This window comes from Acinetobacter towneri, from assembly GCF_001758345.1.
Lineage (GTDB): Bacteria > Pseudomonadota > Gammaproteobacteria > Pseudomonadales > Moraxellaceae > Acinetobacter > Acinetobacter towneri_A.
In genome coordinates this window covers 44382-65797 of sequence record NZ_MKQS01000002.1, presented here as the reverse complement: position 1 = coordinate 65797, position 21416 = coordinate 44382, and the positions used below count along the sequence as shown (strand labels likewise).

Annotated in this window: 18 protein-coding genes; 8 read left to right on the top strand and 10 right to left on the bottom strand. The window is 43.2% G+C overall.

Features of this window, described 5'->3' with window-relative positions; translation table 11 throughout:
- Positions 1-201 precede the first annotated feature (201 nt).
- Both BJN41_RS02245 and BJN41_RS02240 read left to right on the top strand, forming a co-directional pair.
- On the top strand, positions 202-1461 hold the full coding sequence (locus tag BJN41_RS02245; protein WP_413772605.1) for an ammonium transporter: 1260 nt from the start codon (positions 202-204) through the stop codon (positions 1459-1461).
- 18 nt (positions 1462-1479) lie between these two features.
- On the top strand, positions 1480-2088 hold the full coding sequence (locus BJN41_RS02240) for a hypothetical protein (protein WP_070152846.1): 609 nt from the start codon (positions 1480-1482) through the stop codon (positions 2086-2088).
- Positions 2089-2144: 56 nt separating this feature from the next.
- On the opposite strand, the gene rsfS is transcribed toward BJN41_RS02240, so the two are convergent.
- From rsfS to BJN41_RS02215, 5 genes are all read right to left on the bottom strand, one after another.
- On the bottom strand, positions 2145-2552 hold the full coding sequence (gene rsfS / locus BJN41_RS02235; protein ID WP_019836714.1) for a ribosome silencing factor: 408 nt from the start codon (positions 2550-2552) through the stop codon (positions 2145-2147).
- A gap of 84 nt (positions 2553-2636) precedes the next feature.
- Positions 2637-3422: a hydroxypyruvate isomerase family protein gene (locus BJN41_RS02230; RefSeq protein WP_070152843.1), complete on the bottom strand. Its 786-nt coding sequence runs from the start codon at positions 3420-3422 to the stop codon at positions 2637-2639.
- A 45-nt stretch (positions 3423-3467) separates the two neighbouring features.
- Positions 3468-4334, bottom strand: a complete 867-nt coding sequence (locus tag BJN41_RS02225; protein ID WP_019836716.1) for an NAD(P)-dependent oxidoreductase — start codon at positions 4332-4334, stop codon at positions 3468-3470.
- 90 nt (positions 4335-4424) lie between these two features.
- Positions 4425-5210, bottom strand: a complete 786-nt coding sequence (locus BJN41_RS02220; RefSeq protein WP_070152840.1) for a crotonase/enoyl-CoA hydratase family protein — start codon at positions 5208-5210, stop codon at positions 4425-4427.
- A 191-nt stretch (positions 5211-5401) separates the two neighbouring features.
- Positions 5402-8221, bottom strand: coding sequence for an ATP-binding protein (locus tag BJN41_RS02215; RefSeq protein WP_070152837.1), 2820 nt, complete (start codon positions 8219-8221; stop codon positions 5402-5404).
- A gap of 309 nt (positions 8222-8530) precedes the next feature.
- On the opposite strand from BJN41_RS02215, the gene cysM reads away from it, so the two are divergent.
- The 5 genes from cysM (at position 8531) to BJN41_RS02185 (ending at position 14872) form a co-directional block, all read left to right on the top strand.
- Positions 8531-9463, top strand: a complete 933-nt coding sequence (cysM, locus tag BJN41_RS02205; protein ID WP_070152832.1) for a cysteine synthase CysM — start codon at positions 8531-8533, stop codon at positions 9461-9463.
- Positions 9464-9498: 35 nt separating this feature from the next.
- Entirely contained in the window at positions 9499-10374 is an 876-nt protein-coding gene (locus BJN41_RS02200) for a 3'-5' exonuclease (protein WP_070152830.1), read from the top strand.
- Positions 10375-10380: 6 nt separating this feature from the next.
- On the top strand, positions 10381-11772 hold the full coding sequence (gene rlmD, locus BJN41_RS02195) for a 23S rRNA (uracil(1939)-C(5))-methyltransferase RlmD (protein WP_070152827.1): 1392 nt from the start codon (positions 10381-10383) through the stop codon (positions 11770-11772).
- 29 nt (positions 11773-11801) lie between these two features.
- On the top strand, positions 11802-14108 hold the full coding sequence (locus BJN41_RS02190) for a RelA/SpoT family protein (RefSeq protein ID WP_070152824.1): 2307 nt from the start codon (positions 11802-11804) through the stop codon (positions 14106-14108).
- Positions 14109-14218: 110 nt separating this feature from the next.
- On the top strand, positions 14219-14872 hold the full coding sequence (locus tag BJN41_RS02185) for a 4'-phosphopantetheinyl transferase family protein (RefSeq protein ID WP_070152822.1): 654 nt from the start codon (positions 14219-14221) through the stop codon (positions 14870-14872).
- 92 nt (positions 14873-14964) lie between these two features.
- On the opposite strand, the gene secF is transcribed toward BJN41_RS02185, so the two are convergent.
- The 4 genes from secF to tgt form a co-directional block, all read right to left on the bottom strand.
- On the bottom strand, positions 14965-15942 hold the full coding sequence (gene secF, locus BJN41_RS02180; RefSeq protein WP_171257408.1) for a protein translocase subunit SecF: 978 nt from the start codon (positions 15940-15942) through the stop codon (positions 14965-14967).
- Positions 15943-15950: 8 nt separating this feature from the next.
- On the bottom strand, positions 15951-17846 hold the full coding sequence (gene secD, locus BJN41_RS02175; RefSeq protein WP_070152816.1) for a protein translocase subunit SecD: 1896 nt from the start codon (positions 17844-17846) through the stop codon (positions 15951-15953).
- 52 nt (positions 17847-17898) lie between these two features.
- Entirely contained in the window at positions 17899-18228 is a 330-nt protein-coding gene (gene yajC, locus BJN41_RS02170; protein WP_070152813.1) for a preprotein translocase subunit YajC, read from the bottom strand.
- Positions 18229-18331: 103 nt separating this feature from the next.
- A complete protein-coding gene (gene tgt, locus BJN41_RS02165) occupies positions 18332-19462 on the bottom strand; it encodes a tRNA guanosine(34) transglycosylase Tgt (RefSeq protein ID WP_070152810.1) in 1131 nt (376 codons plus the stop codon).
- Between the two features lie 365 nt (positions 19463-19827).
- Between tgt and BJN41_RS02160 the strand changes: the two genes are divergently transcribed.
- Complete coding sequence (locus tag BJN41_RS02160; protein ID WP_070152807.1) at positions 19828-20778, top strand: sensor domain-containing diguanylate cyclase; 951 nt, start codon at positions 19828-19830, stop codon at positions 20776-20778.
- Between the two features lie 62 nt (positions 20779-20840).
- Here the strand turns inward: BJN41_RS02160 and BJN41_RS02155 are convergent, their stop codons facing one another.
- A complete protein-coding gene (locus BJN41_RS02155; protein ID WP_070152803.1) occupies positions 20841-21407 on the bottom strand; it encodes a LemA family protein in 567 nt (188 codons plus the stop codon).
- Positions 21408-21416 lie beyond the last annotated feature (9 nt).

Genomic DNA, 21416 nt, shown 5'->3' with positions numbered 1-21416 from the left:
TTGGATTTTATTTTTGTGATTTAAATTTTTGAAAAATAATAAAAATATATTTTTTAAATGCTCAGAAGAATCCGTAATAAATGGCACTGTTCTTGCATTTCTCTGTTTAAAAGGTAGGGGTGTTGCATGAAAATAAATCATTATATTGCGTTGTTCATTGGGGTATTGGCTCTACCTGCTTATGCAGCAGAGCAAGTTGAAATGATTCAAAATATTCAAGAGATTCGTATTTCACTCGATAGTGTGTGGGTGATTATGGGCGGAATTTTGGTGTTCTTTATGCAAGCCGGATTTGCCATGATTGAAAGTGGTTCGGTACGTAGTAAAAACACCGTCAATGTATTAATGAAAAATTATATGGACGCCTGCTTGGGTGGGCTGGTCTTTTGGATTGTGGGTTTTGGTTTGATGTTTGGGGTCAACCAAAGTGGTTGGTTAGGGACATCGCATTTTTTACCGAATCAGCTTGATGATTGGCATTGGAATCTTTTGTTCTTTCAAATGATGTTCGCTGCTACTGCGACCACCATTGCCAGTGGGGCAATGGCTGAACGGATTCGCTTTGTTGCCTATGTGGTGAGTGCGGCGGTGGTCAATGGTTTGATCTATCCGGTCTTTGGCAGTTGGGCGTGGGGGAGCTTATTTGCAGGAGAGGGTTGGCTCAAAGCCATGGGCTTTATTGATTTTGCCGGCTCTACGGTGGTGCATTCGATTGGAGGATGGGTCGCGCTTGCAGGCATTATCGTGCTCGGCCCACGAATTGGACGTTTTGGGCGTCATGGTCAAGTGCATCATTTGCCTGGGCATAACTTGCCCTTAATTGCCTTGGGTGGTTTTATCTTATGGCTTGCGTGGTTTGGCTTTAATGCTGCCTCCACGGTCAATGCCAATGTCAGCATCGGGCGTATTGCCTTAAATACTCACTTAGCAGCATGTTCCGCTGCAGTGGCTTATATGTTATTTGCACTCCTGATGCGTAAAGCGATTCTCATCAAAACCACGATTAATGYATCGCTTGGGGGCTTAGTCGGCATTACTGCGGGTTGTGCGACTATGAGTCCGATGTTCGCTGTACTGACCGGTTTGGTCGCAGGGTTAATGGTCAGCATTTTGCCTGCACTGCTTGAAAAACTCCGAGTGGATGATGTAGTCGATGCAGTCACCGTGCATGGCTTTTGCGGGGCATGGGGCACACTCGCTGCAGGGCTCTTCTTTGAAAGCAATATGTTTAATACCGAGATTATTCTTGTACAAGCCATGGGGGTGTTTGCGGCCTTTGCATGGGGTTTTGGAGTGGCATTTATTGTATTTAAAACCTTGCATGTCGTCTTGGGCGGCTTACGTGTCAGTGCGCAGCATGAGCAGCGTGGTTTAGATTATACCGAGCATGCGGAACTGTCTTATCCAGAATTTCAGCGTGATATTACCTGTGAAACTGATGACATCACCAAACGCCATTAAATGAGGAGGGAATTCAAGATGAATGCAGAAGTCCTGAATGTTGGACAACGTCGTTTAGCCATTCAACGTGCACTCCAACACTATTTTCATGGGGCACGTTTAGATCAGGTGGTAGGCTATTGGGAGCAGGAATACAGTGCAAAACCAGCCTTTGTGCTCAATCGATTTTTAAGTGAAATTTGCACCACAGAAGAGCTTAAGCAAAACCGTAAAGAAATGCTCAAGCAAGTATTATATGAGCTGACCATCATTGAAAAAGATGAGTTATTGCAGACCAATACGAAGGCACAAACCGTCAACGTTTCAGCGCAATATCATGCCTATATCGATTTTGTTGCTGAGGTGCTGCATGCTGTGCTTGAGCAAGATACAGATGACTTTTTGGATACGTTGAAAATGCAATTATTGAGAGATCGTATTTTGCTGAATGACTCCAGTGCGATGTACAACACGACACTTGCGATGATGGATCGTGCACAAGCCAAAGATTATGCCAAGGCCATTACCAGTTTATATCAGGTGCTGTGTGAGTTTTATGGACCACAACGTTCAGATCAAGTATTTGCGCAAGCTCGGCTAATGATTAAAGCGAAATATCCGGAGGCCGATTTGCATCAATTGCTCTAGTCGTATGCAGGCAATAAAAAAGCGACCGTGAGGGTCGCTTTTTTGAATCTTGGGTTTTACGCTACAGAGTCAGTATCTGTAGGATTGCGCCATAAGCTTTCTAGGTCGTAAAATTTACGTGCTGTTGGGAGCATGATGTGAACAACTACCATACCAAGATCGACCAAAATCCATTCTGCATCACGTTCACCTTCAATACCGATTGGGCGAAAGCCTGCTTTGCGCGCTTCTTCAGCAACATTATCGGCAATAGATTTTACGTGGCGAGTTGAAGTGCCGCTAGCAATTACAATGGCATCTGAAACATTACTAATGCTGCTGACATCAAGTTCAACAATTTCTTTGGCTTTTACATCAAGGAGAGCTTCATGTACAACTTTAAGACAGGTTTGTACGTCATGCTTTTGGGTATTCATTGCAAGATCGTGAGAATTAGAAGCGCCGGGCGATGGTTCTAAATTCATGGAGTGTATAATTTCCTAAAATTATTCATCATCTAATATAGCTGTTTTAGCCTGAAATTTCAAATTGGTTTAATTTCAAGCATTTTAAGGCGAGGCAAAATATTTGTCTTTCCATGCAAATGATTGATTTGACGTAAGACTTGGGCGGTATTCTGCAGCGACATAACCTGAATAAGCACTGAGCTGTAACCATTCAAAAATAGCAGCATAGTCTATCTCGCCCGAGCCAGGTTCATGGCGTCCTGGATTGTCAGCAAACTGGATATGACCAATATCCTGTATGTTTTCTTGCAATGCGCTCAGCACATCTTCGCCCATCATCGCCATATGATAACAGTCGTATTGCATTTTAAGAGCAGGATGTTTGACCGCTTCTAGTATCTCTTGAGCTTGCGCAATATTTTGTACTAAAAAACGAGGTATGTCGGTGCCATTAATCATTTCAAATACAGGCTGAATATGATGTTGAGTGAGCATCGAGCAGGCCAGTTTTAGATTTTCAGCCAGTGTGTTTAAGCACGGTAGTAAATCGGCATCGACAGGTTGTTTGCCTGCCAAAATATTAACGCGGGGGACATTTAACGCTGTGGCATAGCGGATAGCCAACTCTAGGGCATGATGAAATTCAATCTCTTGTCCAGGTACGCCCGCCAAACCATTGCCACCTTGCATGAGGTCACCTGCAGGGACATTAATTAAGCACAGGTTAAGCTGGTGGAGTGTGAGTTGGGTTTGAATTTGCTCAATACTTAGCTCATAGGGAAATTGAATTTCAACATGCTGAAAATCATGTTCCCGTGCAAGGGCAAAGCGTTCAATTAACGGCACTTCGGTAAAAATCATCGACAGATTAACCGCCAGTTTAGACATGCAGATGCTCCTTGCAGGCAAAGATTGGATCAGGAATCAAGCCGATTAAGCTTCGACCTGATGGATAATGGTGGCTAAATCTGCTTCTGCAAAACCCTTGGCTTGATGAGCTTGCAGTTGCGAAAGGGCTTTTTCTGCCACAGGAATCTGTAGCTGAAATTGCGCTGCCAGTTGTAAGGCATTGTTTAAATCTTTAGATAGGGTTTGGACTTTCCATTGCACAGGCTCAAAACTGTGGGTTGCCATGCGTGGCGTTAAAATCTGAAACGGTTTCGAGTCGGCAAAACCACCTGCCAAAGCAGGTGCAAGTAAACGGGTGTCTACGCCTGCCTGTCCAGCTAAAGCAACGGCTTCGGCAATTAGGGTACTGTTGGCAGCAACAATCAGTTGGTTACAGATTTTAGTAGCTTGACCTGTGCCTGTTTCGCCCATACGAGTCACACGTTGTGACAGCACATGATAAATCGGGCTTAATTTTTCGATGGTGTTTGCATCCCCCCCTGCAAAAATCACCAAACTGCCTTGTTCGGCTCCCGCAGTGCCTCCCGAAACAGGTGAGTCAATCCATGTGACCTGTTTGAGGCTGGCTTGCTGCGCTAGCTTTTGGGTTTGATCTACAGACAAACTGGAAAAATCGACTATGACTTGTTGAGCAGTCAAAAATGGCTCAATCTGATCAAAAACGGCTTGGACAGCATGATCATCGGCAAGGCAACTCAAGATCACTGGATATTGTCCAATCTCGCTCAATTGTAGTGATTTCGCCCCTAAGCTGAGCACGGGTTCGCAAGCCGCAGGGCTACGATTCCAAACTGCGACCTCAAAACCTGCCTGAACTAAGCGGGTTGCCATGCGTGTCCCCATAAGTCCCATACCTAAAAAAGCGATTTTTGTGTCACGATCAAAATGCATAGCGCTGATTCTCCATTTTTGCCTACAGTACAAGTCTGGCTTGAAATGTCAATTTAGCCTTTGGTCAAAGTCTGTTGTGTCTGAACTGCATTAAAACTGACGCGGTGCAAAGGTCACTTCAGGATTCTTGTCCTTTTTACGTGCCAGTTGGCTATTTTTACCTAGCAATAATTTTAATTGCCAAATTTTTTCTAAACGTAAAGATTTATTGGGAGAATGTTCCATGGCATCCAGCACTTGTTTGGCTGCAGCCAGTGCATCTGGGGAGCGCTGTGCAATTTCTTCGGCAAGAGTTTGTGCCTTTTGCAAAGGTGTTGCATTTAAATGCGTGACCAAGCCAATTTCTTTGGCATAGTTGGCATCAAAAATACGTGCAGTTAAGGTCAGCTCTTTGGCAAGATCTAGGCCAATTAAACCTTTTAAAGAGCGGCTCAGCCCCATATCAGGCACTAAGCCCCAGCGGCTTTCCATAATCGACATTTGCGTGTCAGGATGAGCGATACGAATATCTGCAGCTAAAGCCAATTGCATTCCTGCGCCAAAACAATAACCTTCAATTGCAGCAATTACAGGTACAGGCAATTGTTGCCAAACGAGAAATGCTTTTTGAAACAGGCTTTGCCCCGGCTTAATTAACTCCCAAGCTGCAAATGCACGGTTTTGTGGGTTATTGAGGTCGGCCAAATCAATGCCTGCACTAAATACGTTTGCTTCCCCTGTTAAAATCACACAACGTAATCTGCGGTCTTTTTTAAGCTTTTCTGCAGTGCGCACCAATTCTTTGAGTAGGGCAAAACTCATGGCATTGCGTTTGTCTGGGCGGTTCAGGGAAACTGTGGCGATGCCATTATTTTTTTCGATTCGAAGTAAAGTCATGATGTGAGCTCTTGTTTTTACTGAGCAAAGCATAGCATGCACAGACCCAAGATAAATGACAGCAGAGTCACGGCCAAATCCGTGGGCTCAGCCTGAAAGAATTGATAAAATTATGTGATGCGCTTCGTGAAACTTATATTTAAAAATACCATTTTTGTTTGGACGAAATGACATTCATCCTACTTTATTCACTATGAACTCGTTGCTGTATGTTGAGCAAAAATATGTTCTGCTGCATGTTCCACCTGTTGGATACATGCTTTTAACTCCTGATAACGATTGAGTACTTCCTGCACAAACAGATCATCGGCTTTACGGCGTTCTTTACGMAATGTCGAAACAAACTGTTCAAATGAACCTGTTACTTCTTGCAGGTTTGGCGTGCCAACATAACGGGTCGCACCATACAGACGATGCAACACATGCTCGAGTTGCGGGAAATCTTCGAGTTCAATCAGCTGTTCAATTTCATCCAATTCTGTGGCAAAGCTATCTACCAACATTTTCAGCAAATCCACTGCAAGGTCTTCTTTGTTGGCTGCCAACATTAGGCTTTGTTGCCAATTCAACACCTGTGGGTCTAGCGCTTCAATCACAATGGCTTTATCGATTGCAGGTGGTTTATTAAAACTTTGGGTGGTCCAATGGGTTAAAATCTGGATGATTTGTTCAATCTGAATCGGTTTGGTGACATAGTCATCCATACCAACTTTGAGTAATTTTTGCTTTTCATCGGCAAGTGCATGTGCGGTGAGGGCAATAATAGGCAAGCGTTTGTGGTTTTCTAAAGTCGACTCTAATGAACGAATTGCGCGAGTGGTATCTATCCCTGACATCACAGGCATTTGAATATCCATAAAGATCAAGTCAAAGGGTTGCTGCTCCTGTTCAATACGTTGCTGCAAAATCCCCAACGCTTCCTGACCACTTTGCGCTTTGGTAGTAGTCACATTCAGTTCGCCCAACAAGGCTTCGAGCACAATCAGGTTGGGTAGATGGTCATCCACCGCTAAAACGTGCAGGCCTTTACCATCAAATGATGCAGAATCTTGTTCATCAAAATTATTTTCATTGTTAAGTAAGTCAATTAATGCTGAACGACTGAGCGGTTGATACAAAGCCCGTGCACGATATTCATTTAATAGGCTTGGGTCTAGCGCCATTTGATAGCCATATACCGCCAAATTGCCTTGATAACGGGTACGAATTTCTTTTAACAAGGCTTCGGTGTCGCCGCTATGGTCAACAATCAACCAAGTGTTGTCTTGCAGGCCAGATACATCTTTTAAGCGGCTAAATAAATCTAGAATTGAAGCGGCTTCAACATGTCGCACCGCATAATTTTCAAGATAATGACGCAAGATATTGGCTGTGGCAGGGTGCGCCAAATAGGACACTACCTGAATTTCTTTAAAAGTTGGATGCTGCTGAGCATGCGCTTCATCTACCGTAAACAAGGCAGTAAACCAGAAGGTTGAGCCTTTTTCTGTTGGGGCACGCTCTTGATTGTCTTCAAAGCCAATTTGACCTTGCATTAAATGCACCAATTGCTTGGAAATCGCAAGGCCTAAGCCTGTACCGCCAAACTGGCGCGTGACTGAGGTATCGCCCTGAGAGAAAGATTCGAACAGTTTTTTACGGTCTGTGCCGCTTAAACCAATGCCGCTATCCTGCACGCTAAAGTGAATCAGGCATTGTCCAATATCGTCATGTTCCACGCGCGCACGTACAATAATTTCACCATCGGGTGTGAATTTAATCGCATTGGAAATCAGGTTGGTTAAAATTTGTTTAAAGCGTAAAGCATCACCCAACACATGCTGTGGTACGTTGTCGGCAAAGTAAAAAGCCATGTTGATGTGCTTTTGCGCGGCCAACGGCGAGAGCATATCCATCACATCAAAAATGGCTTCTTCTAAATCAAAAGGCGCARTATCCAGTTCCAGTTTACCGGCATCAATTTTGGAAAAATCCAAGACATCATTAATTAAAGCCAAAAGGTGTGCAGACGACTTACGAATGGTTTGTAAATACAAATTTTGCTCATTACTCAGGTTTTCCTGACGCAATAACAGGTGAATAAAACCATCTATACTGTTCAGCGGGGTTCTGAGTTCGTGACTGATATTGGCCAAAAATACCGATTTGGATTGGTTGGCAGAAATCGCTTGGTCACGTGCCTGACGATAAGTGATGTTCTGTACTTCCAAAGTATCGAGGGTGCGACGCAAATCATCTTCAGTTTGTTCGGTGTGTTCTTTCAGTTCTAAAAAGCTGGAATGCAGCCGTTTTACCACATTGGCAATATCCCGCTGCAATAAACGCAGTTCACCAGTACTGTTAATCACCATGTGTTGATCGAGTGTATCCGCATTTAGTCGTTGTAGTTGCATGCGAATTTCATACATTGGCGCAATCCAGCGACGTGAATAGAAGTTCAGACACAGCAATAACAGCAATAAAGTCAGTAAGCCTGTGGCAATTAATACAATCATGACGCGATAACGGGCTATTTGTAGCGGTTGATTGTCTAGTTCAATTAGTAACCATGCAGGTAGGTTGATGTCTTGCTGAATTTGCATGCCATACACATGATTATTTTTATACTGAATTGGGCCAAAAAACTCGGCATTTTTAGGGAATTGGGGCCATTCGTCTTGATCCTGAAAGCCCATGCTTAAACGCCGTGTACCCGAAGCATCAATCAGTGCAGTACGAATCAAGTGTTTTTCGTTCATCATATTTTGCATATAAGAACGAGCTTCTTCGTACTTCCACGGAAAGCTAGCCAGTTGATGCAAAGCTGCTTCAGATGGCAACTCAAAACGGGTCAAAATCGCAATTGCCATCTGTCGCTGCTGTGCTTTTGCGGCATTCGAGGTTTCGGATAAAACCAGCATCGTGCCGACGCATGCCAAAACCATAATTGGCACAAAAATAAGTGCAATCAGCTGTCCATAAGCATGATTTAAATGTAAGCGCTTAAATAACTTTTTATTGATATTTGACATGGTTGACGCAGTTCAATCCCTATGTTTGGCAGTTTAGCATGCTTTATTTCTGCTGACTGTGTTTTCATCTGTTTAGTGCAAGCGGTGCAGCTTCATCTTGTTATTTGTAATCAATCGGCGTGCATTTTTTTGCATTTATCCCACAAAATACAATGTGAAATTGTGTTTATCCTGCCTAGAATTGTGTAGGCGCTGAGTGATGCATAAATTGTCGGCAGACTATTGCTGTTTTGATAAAAAGCCTGTGAAAAACGTGCAGGAAGATGCAAATTTTCATACAATAAGCCCACCTTGATATTGGTGCACAGCATGCGTGATACCCAACCAGACTTCCAAAGTGATGAATTTTTGTTAGATCATTATGTGGGCAAAACCCCTTTAGTGCGTTTGCAGCGTTTGGCAAGTCATACGCAGGCAACGGTTTTGGCAAAACTGGAAGGCAATAACCCTGCGGGTTCTGTTAAAGATCGTCCTGCCTACAACATGATTATGCAGGCAGAAAAACGCGGTGAAATTCAACCGGGCGATACTTTAATTGAAGCAACCAGTGGCAATACGGGTATTGCTTTGGCGATGGTTGCAGCTATGCGTGGCTATAAAATGCAGCTGATTATGCCTGACAACATGAGCCAAGAGCGTAAAGATGCCATGCGTGCCTATGGTGCAGAGTTGATTGAAGTGACCAAAGCACAAGGCATGGAAGGCGCGCGCGATTTGGCTTTGCAAATGCAACGCGAAGGCAAAGGCTTGGTGCTAAACCAATTTGGGAATCCGGATAATGTCGAAGCACATTACCTGACCACAGGGCCTGAAATTTGGCAGCAAACGGGAGGTAAAATTAGCCACTTTGTCAGCGCTATGGGTACCACAGGCACTATTATGGGCGTGTCTAAATATTTAAAAGAACAAAATCCAGATATTCAAATTATTGGTTTACAGCCTTCTGACGGTTCAAGCATTGCAGGGATTCGTCGCTGGCCTGAAGCCTATTTACCGACTATTTTTGACCGTAGCCGTGTTGATCGTATTATTGATATTCCGCAAATTGAAGCTGAAAAAACCATGCGCAGACTGGCACAAAAAGAAGGCATCAGCGCAGGCACATCATCGGGTGGGGCGGTTTGGGCAGCTTTAAAAATTGCCGAAGAAAATCCAAACGCAGTCATCGTTTGTATTGTCTGTGACCGTGGTGATCGTTATTTATCGACAGGTTTATTCTCTGTTCAAGATACTGACGCGTGATATCCATTTTTCTATCACCCATTGAGTAAGATTTTATGCGTTTACCTGTGCTGATTTTCGATATAGAAACCGTTACCGATTTGAAGTCAGGCGCGCATTTATATCAGCTGGATTTGCCTGAGGCTGAACTTGAGCAGGCGATGATGAAACTGCGTCGCCAAGAAGCGGGAACCGATTTTCAGCGTTTGCCCTTGCACGAAATTGTGTGTATTTCAGGCTTATGGATTGATGAACACGGCATGAAGCTGTTTTCCTTTAGCCGTGAACACGACAGCGAAGCAGCAATGCTGAAAAAGTTTTTGTCTATTTTTGATAAGCGTCATCCGACTTTGGTGAGCTGGAATGGTTCACAGTTTGATCTGCCTGTAATTTTATTTCGTGCCATGTATCATGGGCTGTCTGCACCAAGTTTATTTGATCAGGGTGAGATTGATCAGCAAAAACGCTATAACAATTATCAAAACCGTTACCATCAACGTCATGTCGATTTAATGGATGTGATGGCCATGTTTAATGGTCGTCATTTTCAAAAGTTGGATGACGTTGCCTATTTGTTAGGTTTTCCAGGTAAACGCGTAGATGCGGGCTATCATGTTCCTGCATTTATGCAAAGCGGTGAATGGTCGAGGCTGACGCGTTATTGTGAAGGCGATGTCTTAAATACTTGGCTCATTTACCTGCGTTGGCTGCTGCTCAAAGGGCAATTACTGCTTGAAGAGCATACTCAATGGGTACAGCACACCATTCAATATTTGCATACCCAGCCGCAGCATGCAGACTTTTTGAGCGTGTGGCAGCACAGTTCGCAGCAAACTGAATTTACCCGTATAGATTTTCCTGAAAAAAGTGTCAGCACGTCTTCAAATGAACCTGTGATGCCTTTTAAATCTTCCCCATCTTCCGATATTTAGACTGATATGAAGCATCGCAGTAAAAACCGTACCACGCAGCAGGCTGAGTATTGCTTTCAGGTGGAATCGTTGTCACATGAAGGGCGCGGGATTGCACACTATACAGCTCAGTCGGGTCATCCTGCAGAAAAGCAGGGGAAAACAGTTTTTATTGAAGGCGCATTGCCTGGTGAAACAGTACGCGCCAAAATTAAGCATAGTAACAAACACTTAGAACAAGCCGAGTGTTTAGAAGTGCTGAGCGAGCCTTCGGTATTACGGGTTACGCCGCCGTGTCCGCATTATCAGCGTTGCGGTGGTTGCAGTATGCAACATATTCAGTGGGATGAGCAGATTCATCTCAAACAACAGGTGTTGCAGTCGCATCTGCAACATTTTGCGCAAATTCAGCCTGAAGAATGGTTAACGCCTTTGCGTTCACAGCGTGAAGATTATCGCCGTAGAGCCCGTGTTGGGGTGCGCTATATTGCCAATCAAGATAAATTGGTGGTTGGTTTTCGTGAGCGCAATAGCAATAAACTGACCTCAATTGACCGCTGCATGGTGTTGGATCAGGCTTTTGGTTCGTTAACACGAATCAAGCAGCTATTCCAAAGTCTAACAGGCAAAGCCCATATTGGTCATATAGAATTGGCAATGGGAGATCAAGAGATTGCTTTGGTGGTGCGCCATACAGAACAACTATCTGCAGCCGATATCAACGAGTTACAACAGTTTGCATTACACAAACACTGGCAATTGTATTTGCAGCCTGAAGGTCCTGATAGTTTGCATCGGGTAGATGATCCACATGCAGCACTGCGTTTGCATTATCGTTTAGATGATTTTGATGTGAATTTTAGCTTTCATCCGCAAGACTTTACCCAAGTCAACTCTACAATTAATCCACAGATGGTTAAGCTGGCATGTGATTTGCTTAATTTGAAATCAGGTGATCGGGTGCTTGATCTATTTTGTGGATTAGGCAACTTTTCCTTGCCGCTTGCACGTTGTGTAGGTGCAACAGGAAAGGTTGTTGCGGTAGAGGGTTCAGAGCAAATGGTGCAGCGTGGTGCAGAGAATGCGCAACGTAATGATTTAGACAATGTTAAGTTTTATTCACAAGATTTAACAAAAGATTTTTCGCATCATTCTTGGGCAAATCAAGGATTTGAGGCATTATTAATTGATCCTCCGCGTTCAGGTGCAGAGGAAGTGATGTATTATGTGCCCAAATTTGGCGCAGATAGAATCGTTTATGTGTCCTGTAATCCAGCTACACTCGCAAGGGATGCAGGTGTATTGGTCAAGCAGGGTTATCAATTAAAAAAAGCAGGCGTGATGGATATGTTTCCGCATACGGGGCATGTCGAATCCATTGCCTTGTTTGAGAAAGAAAAGCAAATAAACGATTTATAATATGAAGTACATAGAGGTAGGAGAAGGGTATGGTCACAGTACGTGAACAACTTCCTGGGCGTTTAAATGAACTGTCTGAGGAAACGACTGTAGAACATGCCGAGCAAGCCCGACAGGATTTAGCAGAATGGCTAGACCGAGTACGCGGGATTTACGATGGGGCGGCACTTGAACAATTAGAACGCGTTGCCCATTACACCCTAAAAAAAGAGTTAGAAACAGACGTTAGTCACCCATCGCATACCTTGTATACAGGTATTGAGATGGCGAATATTTTGGCGCACTTGCATGTTGATGAAGACACTTTATCTGCAGCGGTGCTCTATCGTAGTGTGCGTGAAAATGTCCTACAGTTAGATGATGTGCGTGAAAAATTTGGTGAAGCAGTGTACGGCTTGATCAAAGGCACCTTGTCGATGGGTAAGTTGTCTGAGCTGATTGAGAAAAATAAGCGTTTAGAAGACCACTTTAATAATAACCAGCGTGAACATTTAACAGGCATTTATAAAATGCTGATTTCTATGACAGAAGATGTGCGCGTGGTGTTAATTAAACTGGCAGAACGTACCTATTCATTACGTGAGTTGGCAACTGCTTCCAAAGAACGTCAGGAGCGTGTGGCGCGGGAAATTTTAACCATTTACTCGCCATTGGCACACCGTTTAGGGATTGCCCAACTGAAATGGGAACTCGAAGATTTAGCATTCCGTTATTTGGCACCAGACCGTTATAAAGAAATTGCAACATTGTTGAATGAAAAGCGTTTAGAACGTGAAAACTACATTCAAAGCGTAATTGAGCAATTGCGTACAGAGCTAGGCAATAACGGTATTCATGCCGAAATTAGTGGACGGGTGAAACATATTTATTCGATTTATCGAAAAATGAAGAGTAAAAGCCTCAGCTTTGACCAGCTCTATGACATTCGTGCTGTACGTGTTTTGGTGAAAACCATTCCAGAGTGCTATCACTCGTTGGGTATCGTACATCAATTGTGGCGGCATATTCCGCACCAGTTTGATGATTACATTACCAATCCAAAAGCCAATGGTTATCGCTCGTTGCATACTGCAGTGATTGCAGAAAACAAGTCGCTTGAAGTACAAATTCGTACTTTAGATATGCACGAAGAAGCCGAGCTTGGGGTATGTTCGCACTTCAATTATAAAGAAGGTTCTAAAACAACAGACCACTCGTTCAATCATCGTTTACATTCTTTGCGTTCTGTTTTAGAGCTCTATCAGGAACGTAACGATGCCAGTGCACATAAAGAAGATGATGATTCTGAAAACTTTGAACAAATCCAAGAGTTTGAAGATTTTGAAAAAATTTATGTGTTCAGCCGTGATGGTGATATTAAAGAATTACCACGTGGCTCAACAGTGCTGGACTTTGCCTATCATGTGCATACCGAAGTGGGTAACAAATGTTATGCTGCGCGGGTCAATCAGCGCTATGTACCGCTCACCTATAGCTTAAAAACAGGGGAGCAGGTCGAGATTTTGACCAAAAAAGACCGTGAACCGAACCGTGATTGGTTGGTGAACTCTTTAGGATATATTAAAACGGCACGTGCGCGCGATAAACTGCGTCATTGGTTTAGACAGCAGGACCGCAGCAAAAATCTAGAAGTAGGGCGTGAAGTACTCAACAAAGAGCTTTCACGTTTGGCGATTCATCCAAAAAGTATTGATCTAAATGATTATTGCAATCACTTTAATGTCAAAACTGGTGAAGATATTCTGATTGGTTTGGTTAATGGTGATATTAGCCTGCATGCTTTAATTAATCAGGTCAATCGTCACATGCACTTAGATCAGGATGAACCTGAACTGGTGTTGAAGCCGACTTTGAATCCACGAGCCAGCCATACCTTATCGGCACATGGTATTTTGATTGATGGTTTGGATAACGTTGAACTGCATATCGCACAATGCTGTCAGCCAGTACATGGTGAGGCAATTGCGGGGTATATCACTCTCAATCGTGGCGTGAGTATTCATAAAGTAGCGTGTTCAGACTATGTGCGCATGATTGGCAATGGACCTGAACGTGCAGTCGAAGCTGACTGGGAAATGCAGCCAACCCGCGGTCAAAGCGTCCAGATTGTGGTGGAAGCCTACGACCGCCGTGGTTTGCTCAAAGACTTAACTCAAGTGATTTTTGCCGATCAAATTAACATTCGTCAGGTGAATACCATTTCTGAAAATGATGGAATTGCCAATATGAAATTGTTGATTGAGGTCAAAGGCTTGGCGCAACTTTCTCGTCTGTTGGCGCGTTTGGAGCAGCAACCAGGTATTATCAGTGCACGCCGTTTGGTGCAGGGGAGTTAATCAAAATCGCTTCTAAAAAAACCAGCATTGAGCTGGTTTTTTTCTATATGGCTTGGGGTGTAAATTTCAATTTGCTGTGGGTTAAAGCGAAAGGAGTAGGAATATTAGGGATGAGTAAAACAGCTAAAAAAATTCATGTAGATGTGTGCCGTATTCATAAAATTTTTGTTCCTGCTGCAACAGATTCTCGAACAGAAAAGATTCAGCAGCAAAAGCAGGCGATTTACCGTTATCGGAATCAATTGCTCTCAAAATATTTAGCACAGAATATTCAAAATAGTGATATTCAGCGCAATGTGCATGGCAAACCATTTTTGACGACATTGCCTCAATTGCAATTTAACCATAGTCATAGTCGTCAATATTATGCATTGGCAAGCAGTTTTGAGTTGTCAGATATTGGGATAGACATTGAAGATCTAGACCGTAAGGTGCGTTTTGATGCCTTGGCGCAACATGCGTTTCATCCCAATGAACTCAAATACTGGCAAGATTTGGGACATGACGCCGATTATTGGTTTCGTGTCTGGACAACCAAAGAGGCGGTGCTGAAAGCATCGGGGTTGGGGATTCGTTTAAGCCTAAATGAGTTAGATACCCGGATGCATCCCAGTGCACAGGGCGGTCTTTGTCATCATCCACAGATTGGACATTTTGCTTATCAAAACTTTCGTTTACCAGATTGTATGCTGACTGTAGCATGGCGAGCTGCACCCTCCTGCGCAGGCTTTCAGTTTCCACAGATTGATATTATTCGGCATTAGCATCGCAATATCAGAGCAAATGTCGCAACGTCTAGCCACAAAAAAGCCTATCCAAAGATAGGCTTTTTTTTGTTGGTGTCAGTAGAAATATATTAAGGAATTTCTTGCTCTTCACCCTCAAATTCTGGTTTAACTTGAACAATGAAGTCCTGACGGTTCAAACCGCGCCATAAGGCAAAGGTTGTACCAATGTAAATAGATGAATATGTTCCGACAAATACACCGACAAACATGGCAATCGAGAACCATTTCAGACCATCACCGCCCATGAGCATCATTGCGACTACAACCAATAATAGGGTCATAGAGGTGTGAATGGTACGACGTAAAGTTTCTGTCAGTGCAATGTTCACCACTTCAAGCGGTGTTGCACCACGGATTTTACGAAAGTTTTCACGAATACGGTCAGATACAACAATGTTATCGTTAAGTGAGAAGCCGATAATTGCCAATAAAGCTGCCAATACAGTCAGGTCAAATGGCCATTGCATCATGGCAAAAATACCCAGTGTCACAATAATATCGTGGAACAATGACAGTACCGCACCCATTGCCAGTTTGAATTCAAAGCGAATGGTGACGTAAACCAGCATTAATAATAGCGCTAAAGCGACAGCGCCCGCAGAACGGACATATAGCTCATTACCGACTTGACCACCCACCACATCTACCTTTGGCACAGTTGCCGTGTTATTTGGTAGTTGTACCGCAGCAGTAATTGCTTTGGTTAAGTCTTCTGCTTCAACATCTTCTTGCACAGGCATACGTACCATGAGGTCGCGGTCAGAGCCCAAGGTTTGTACCACAGGGTCGTTAAAACCTGCTTTGACCAATGCATTAGATACATCAGTCGCTTTGACAGGGTTACTATAGTTAAGTTCTGCCGCAATACCGCCAGTAAAGTCCAAACCTAAATTTAAACCTTTAGTGGCAATAAAGAAGATGCTGGCAACCGTAAGTAGAATAGAAAGCAATGCCGCTGGCAAAGCAATCTTCATAAACGGAATCACGCGCTCATCATCAGGGCGACCATATTTTTTTGAAGGCAGTTGAGTATTCTCAGTCATCAGTGATCTCCTTAAATGCTCAACTTTTTCAAGTTACGTTTTTTGCCATAAATGATTTGTACAATTGCACGGGTGACTGTAATTGCAGTAAACATCGAGCAGACAATACCAATCATGAGGGTCACCGCAAAGCCTTTGATTGGGCCTGTACCAATCGCAAACAGAATGAATGCCACCAAGAATGTGGTTAAGTTCGAATCAAAAATAGTGTTATACGCTCGGTCATAACCTGCCACAATGGCTTGTTTTGGCGAGGCGCCCCACTTAATTTCTTCTCGTATTCGCTCACAAATCAAGACGTTGGCATCCACCGCCATACCAATAGTGATCACGATACCCGCAATACCTGGTAAGGTGAGTGAAGCACCAATCCAAGACATGACAGTTAAAATCATGGCTAAGTTAAACACTAAAGCGAAGTTGGCAATCAAACCAAACAGGCGGAAGAACACCACCATCCAGATTGCCACCAAAATGAAGCCAATCTGAGTCGACAATACACCTTTATCAATGTTTTCTTGACCCAAGCTAGGACCAATCACACGTTCTTCGACAAAGTACATTGGCGCTGCCAAGGCACCTGCACGAAGCATTAAGGCTAATTCAGAGGCTTCTTGTGGAGAATCTAGACCTGTAATACGGAACTGTGAACCCAATACCGCCTGAATGGTTGCAGCATTAATGACGACAGATTCGGTGTAAGGGGTACGCACTTCAGTTTGTGTGCCTGTTTCATCTGCCACATAGCTAATGCGCTGTTTGTTCTCAATGAACAACACCGCCATACGTTTGCCAACCGCATTACGGGTAGCATCCGACATGAGTTTACCGCCAGCAGCATCTAGGGTGATGTTTACTTCAGCACCGCCTGTGTCTTGGCTAAAGCCACTTGAGGCATTCTGAACACGCTCACCTGTTAAAATACGGCTGCGATTTAGAAGTAACTGACGACCGCTGTCTAAGGATTCAAAAGCAAAGGCTTCGGTGCCCGGTGGCACTGTACCTGTGGTTTGGCCTGTATATGGGTCAATGTATTGATCATTCAGATCGGACACCAAACGGAATTCTAGGTTTGCAGTACGACCTAAAACACGCTTCGCTTCAGCCGTATCTTGAACACCTGGCAATTCCACCACAATACGGTTGCTGCCTTGAGTTTGCACCAAGGCTTCGGCTACACCTAGTTCGTTAATACGGTTACGCAGTGTGGTCAAGTTTTGATTGACTGCATAAGACTGAATTTCTTGTTTGCGTACATCGGTATACGTCAGGCGTAAACTCGAACCTTCTGCTGTCGCTACCGCTTGTTGAGTGTACTCATTGCCGTTACGGCGCAAGAAATCCATTACCGCATCACGGTCTGCATTGTTGGCAAACTGCAAGCTAATGGTGTTGTTGTTCAGTGACAGACTATTGAACTTCAGCTTGTTGTCACGTAACTGACGACGTAAATCTGTAGCTGAGGTTTCCATACGCTGGCTGATGGCCTTGTCCATATCCACTTCTAACAGGAAGTGAACACCGCCACGTAAGTCCAGACCTAACTTCATTGGTTTTGCACCAATTTTTTGTAGCCATTCTGGGGTGGTGGGTGCAAGGTTAAGTGCCACAACGTAGTCATCGCCCAAACCACGGCGCAAAGCTTCTTTGGCTTTGAGCTGTGCTTCTGAGGTGTCTAAACGCAACAATGCAGCATTGTTGGTAAAGCTGTTGTCATGACTGGCAATATTTTCTGATTGTAAAATTTGCTCTGCTTTTTGTACGATGCTTTGATCAATTTGGGTACCAGCTTTGGCACCTGAAATTTGAACAGCAGGTTCATCTGGATACAAGCTAGGCAGGGCATATAATGTACTCACCACAAGAACTACGAGGATGAGTAGATATTTCCATGCTGGGTAACGCATTTATTTTCTTCTTAAAATGAAAAAGTCGTGCGTGAGCACGACCCTTTTTTGATTAAAGATTGTTTAATGTGCCTTCAGGAAGAACTGAAATGACACTCGCGCGTTGAACTTTAACCTCTACACCACGGCTTAATTCAACTACTGCAAAATCACCTTCAATTTTCGTGATTTTACCCATCAAACCGCCTGCAAAGACCACTTCACTACCAACGCCTAAGCTTTCAATCAGTGCACGGTGTTCTTTGGCACGTTTTGATTGTGGACGCCAAATCAAGAAGTAAAAGATTGCAATAAAAACAGCAATCATTAAAAGGTTGGCTACAAGGCTTGGTTGTTGTGCAGCTTCACCTGCTGCGTGAGCAGTCGAAATAAAAAGGCTCATTTCATTTTCCTAAACTAAAAACTGGCGATCAGTGATCTGATAATAAATTGGGTTTGTTCTGCAATTTACCTTGTCTTTTTACTCAGCGCAAATACTGAAAAGACTAATCTTCAGGACAAGGTGGAACTTCAAGACCACGGCGGGCATAAAAGTCCTGTACAAAATCATCAAAAGTACCGTTATCCAAGGCATTGCGGATGTCTTGGGTGAAACGTTGGTAATAACGTAAATTGTGGATGGTACCCAACATAGAGCCGAGCATTTCGCCACATTTTTCTAAATGGAACAAATAGGCGCGAGTAAAGTTTTTACAGGTATAACAATCGCAATGTGGGTCGAGCGGGCTTTGGTCATGACGATACTTACTGTTACGAATACGCACTAAGCCATCGGTGACAAAGTAATGACCATTGCGCGCATTACGGGTTGGCATCACGCAGTCGAACATATCCACACCACGACGAATCGCTTCCACAATATCTTCTGGCTTGCCTACGCCCATCAAATAACGTGGTTTATCTTCTGGCATTTTAGTAGGTAAATAATCTAGGACTTTGATCATTTCTTCTTTCGGTTCACCCACCGAAAGACCGCCAATGGCATAACCATCAAAACCAATTTCAAGTAAGCCGTTTAAAGATTCATCACGTAAATCTTCATACATACCACCTTGAATAATTCCAAACAGTGCGTTGCTATTTTGTAGTTCATCATGGTGATGGGTTTTACAGCGTTTTGCCCAGCGTAAAGATAATTGCAACGATTTTTGTGCTTCTTCATGCGTTGCAGGATAAGGCGTACATTCATCAAAAATCATCACGATGTCAGAGTTCAAGGTTTTTTGAATTTCCATCGAGATTTCAGGCGAAAGAAAAACCTTTGAGCCATCAATAGGCGAACGGAAGGTCACACCTTCTTCTTTAATTTTACGCATTGCGCCTAAGCTAAACACCTGAAAGCCACCAGAGTCAGTCAAAATAGGCTTATCCCATTTGATGAATTCGTGTAGACCGCCGTGTTGCTGAATCACTTCTAGCCCTGGACGCAAATATAAATGGAAGGTATTGCCTAAAATAATTTGTGCCTGAATTTCTTCGATATCACGTGGCAGCATGCCTTTTACTGTGCCATACGTCCCCACAGGCATAAACACAGGAGTTTCTACCACACCATGAGCAAGCGTTAAACGACCACGACGGGCACGCCCCGACTGACCTAATTTCTCAAACTTCATATATGTTCCAAATCAAGGCGAAAAAACAGTTCGCTGATTGTTCATGCTAAAAGCGCACTATTTTCCTAGATTCTGCACGGAATTACCAGTTGAGATACGTTTTCCTTGGTAAAAATTGCGAGTAAATATTTTGTTGAAATCCATTGCGTTTACATGGCGTAAAATTGCTCAATATGCGGGTAATTTCTTCTTTATCGGCTTACTTTATTTTGGATTTTACATTTTGAGTAAGTTTTGTTTATTTTTGCTCAACTACATGGTTGTGTCAAAGCTAAAGCAGAAAATGTCAATAAGACAGAACAAATTGTAGTCAAAGCTCACTTAAGTTGTTACATTGTAATTAAAATAAATTCATAGGGTAGGCTATGAGTGAAATAAACAGTGCATTCAAAGAAGACCAATTCTATAAAACGCTTTTGGAAACCACGAATGCAATTCCGTGGCAGATTAACTGGAAAACCAAAGCTTTTAGCTACATCGGTCCACAAATTGAGTCTTTACTGGGTTGGACGCAAGACAGTTGGAAAACCGCACAAGATTGGATTGATCGGATGCATCCTGAAGATCGAGACAAGACCGTAAATATGTGTGTGAGTTTGTCTGATCAAGGTACAGACCACGAAGCTGATTATCGTGCCTTAACCGCTACAGGTGATTATGTCTGGATTCGTGATGTGGTGCATGTGATTCGTGAAAATGACGAAACTGTAGCGATTATCGGCTTTATGTTTGATATTTCTGCACGTAAACAGATGGAGTTGGAACTCGAAGCATTGAGTCGTAAAAATCTGGCTTTGAGCTTACAAGACCCGCTGACCTTGGTTGCTAATCGAAAGGCGCTCAGCGAGTGTATAGAGAATGAATTTAAACGTGCTTCACGTCATCAACATGCCTTGTCTATGCTGTTTATCGACATCGACCATTTTAAGCCTTATAACGACAATTATGGGCATTTACAAGGTGATCACTGTTTGATTAGCGTGGCGCAGTTGCTTAAACAACACTTTGCACGTGCATCTGACTTTGTGGCTCGCTTTGGTGGTGAAGAATTTGTGGTGCTATTGCCTGAAACGCCGCTGGAAGATGCCGTACAACTTGCTGAAAACTTTAGGCAGGCGGTATATGCACTGGAAATTCCACATACCAAGACTGGGGAAATCACCCAAGTCACTGTGAGTATTGGCGCAAATAGCTATCATCAAAATCAGCAGTATCACAATGTGGTCGATTTTCTGCACTCAGCCGATGAATTATTGTATTTGGCAAAAAATAAGGGGCGTAATCAGGTACAGTATTTGACACAGTCAAGTGTTTAGTTGAAATCTGGAAAAAACAGCAAGCTTCGTGCTTGCTGTATTATTGATCTGTCAAAAATAACTTAAAAGTTTGGACGATAATCAAAACTTTGCGCTGCACTGTTGTCCCGAAAGGCACGCACTGGTTTTTTGGCTGTGGTTACAGTATTGATCATGTTGTTAGGAAAGACCTGAATATAATTATTAAATAGTTCGACATTGCGGTTATAAATAGTAATTGCAGCACCGACATTTTCATTCTGCTCATCAATTTCATGCATCATTTTTAAATACAGTTGATCGGCTTTTAACTCAGGATAATTTTCGACCACCACATTCAAGCTGCGCATCAATTCTTTGCTTAAGGCTTCAACACGTTGTAATTGATGAACATCGGCATTGTTGATGTTTAGGTTCATAATATTTTGACGCAGTTCAGTCACTTTTTCTAAAGTGCCTTTTTCCATGCCTGCATATTGTTCGACCACTGGTGCAAGTTCTTCGAGTGTTTTTAATTTCTGTCGCTCAAAACTGGTCACATCTGCCCAAGCGCGGATAGTAGCGTTGTGGTGGCGTACGATATTGTTACGAATCATGATGCCTAAAATCAGCAATATGATAACAACCAAAAGAAAAATTGCGATACCCATGCTTTGCCC

Bases quoted from the DNA above. Each gene is read 5' to 3' on its own strand.
- BJN41_RS02240 (WP_070152846.1), top strand. From the start codon at position 1,480: ATGAATGCAGAAGTCCTGAATGTTGGACAACGTCGTTTAGCCATTCAA.
- rsfS (WP_019836714.1), bottom strand. From the start codon at position 2,552: ATGAATTTAGAACCATCGCCCGGCGCTTCTAATTCTCACGATCTTGCA.
- BJN41_RS02230 (WP_070152843.1), bottom strand. From the start codon at position 3,422: ATGTCTAAACTGGCGGTTAATCTGTCGATGATTTTTACCGAAGTGCCG.
- BJN41_RS02225 (WP_019836716.1), bottom strand. From the start codon at position 4,334: ATGCATTTTGATCGTGACACAAAAATCGCTTTTTTAGGTATGGGACTT.
- BJN41_RS02220 (WP_070152840.1), bottom strand. From the start codon at position 5,210: ATGACTTTACTTCGAATCGAAAAAAATAATGGCATCGCCACAGTTTCC.
- cysM (WP_070152832.1), top strand. From the start codon at position 8,531: ATGCGTGATACCCAACCAGACTTCCAAAGTGATGAATTTTTGTTAGAT.
- BJN41_RS02200 (WP_070152830.1), top strand. From the start codon at position 9,499: ATGCGTTTACCTGTGCTGATTTTCGATATAGAAACCGTTACCGATTTG.
- rlmD (WP_070152827.1), top strand. From the start codon at position 10,381: ATGAAGCATCGCAGTAAAAACCGTACCACGCAGCAGGCTGAGTATTGC.
- BJN41_RS02190 (WP_070152824.1), top strand. From the start codon at position 11,802: ATGGTCACAGTACGTGAACAACTTCCTGGGCGTTTAAATGAACTGTCT.
- BJN41_RS02185 (WP_070152822.1), top strand. From the start codon at position 14,219: ATGAGTAAAACAGCTAAAAAAATTCATGTAGATGTGTGCCGTATTCAT.
- secD (WP_070152816.1), bottom strand. From the start codon at position 17,846: ATGCGTTACCCAGCATGGAAATATCTACTCATCCTCGTAGTTCTTGTG.
- yajC (WP_070152813.1), bottom strand. From the start codon at position 18,228: ATGAGCCTTTTTATTTCGACTGCTCACGCAGCAGGTGAAGCTGCACAA.
- tgt (WP_070152810.1), bottom strand. From the start codon at position 19,462: ATGAAGTTTGAGAAATTAGGTCAGTCGGGGCGTGCCCGTCGTGGTCGT.
- BJN41_RS02160 (WP_070152807.1), top strand. From the start codon at position 19,828: ATGAGTGAAATAAACAGTGCATTCAAAGAAGACCAATTCTATAAAACG.
- BJN41_RS02155 (WP_070152803.1), bottom strand. From the start codon at position 21,407: ATGGGTATCGCAATTTTTCTTTTGGTTGTTATCATATTGCTGATTTTA.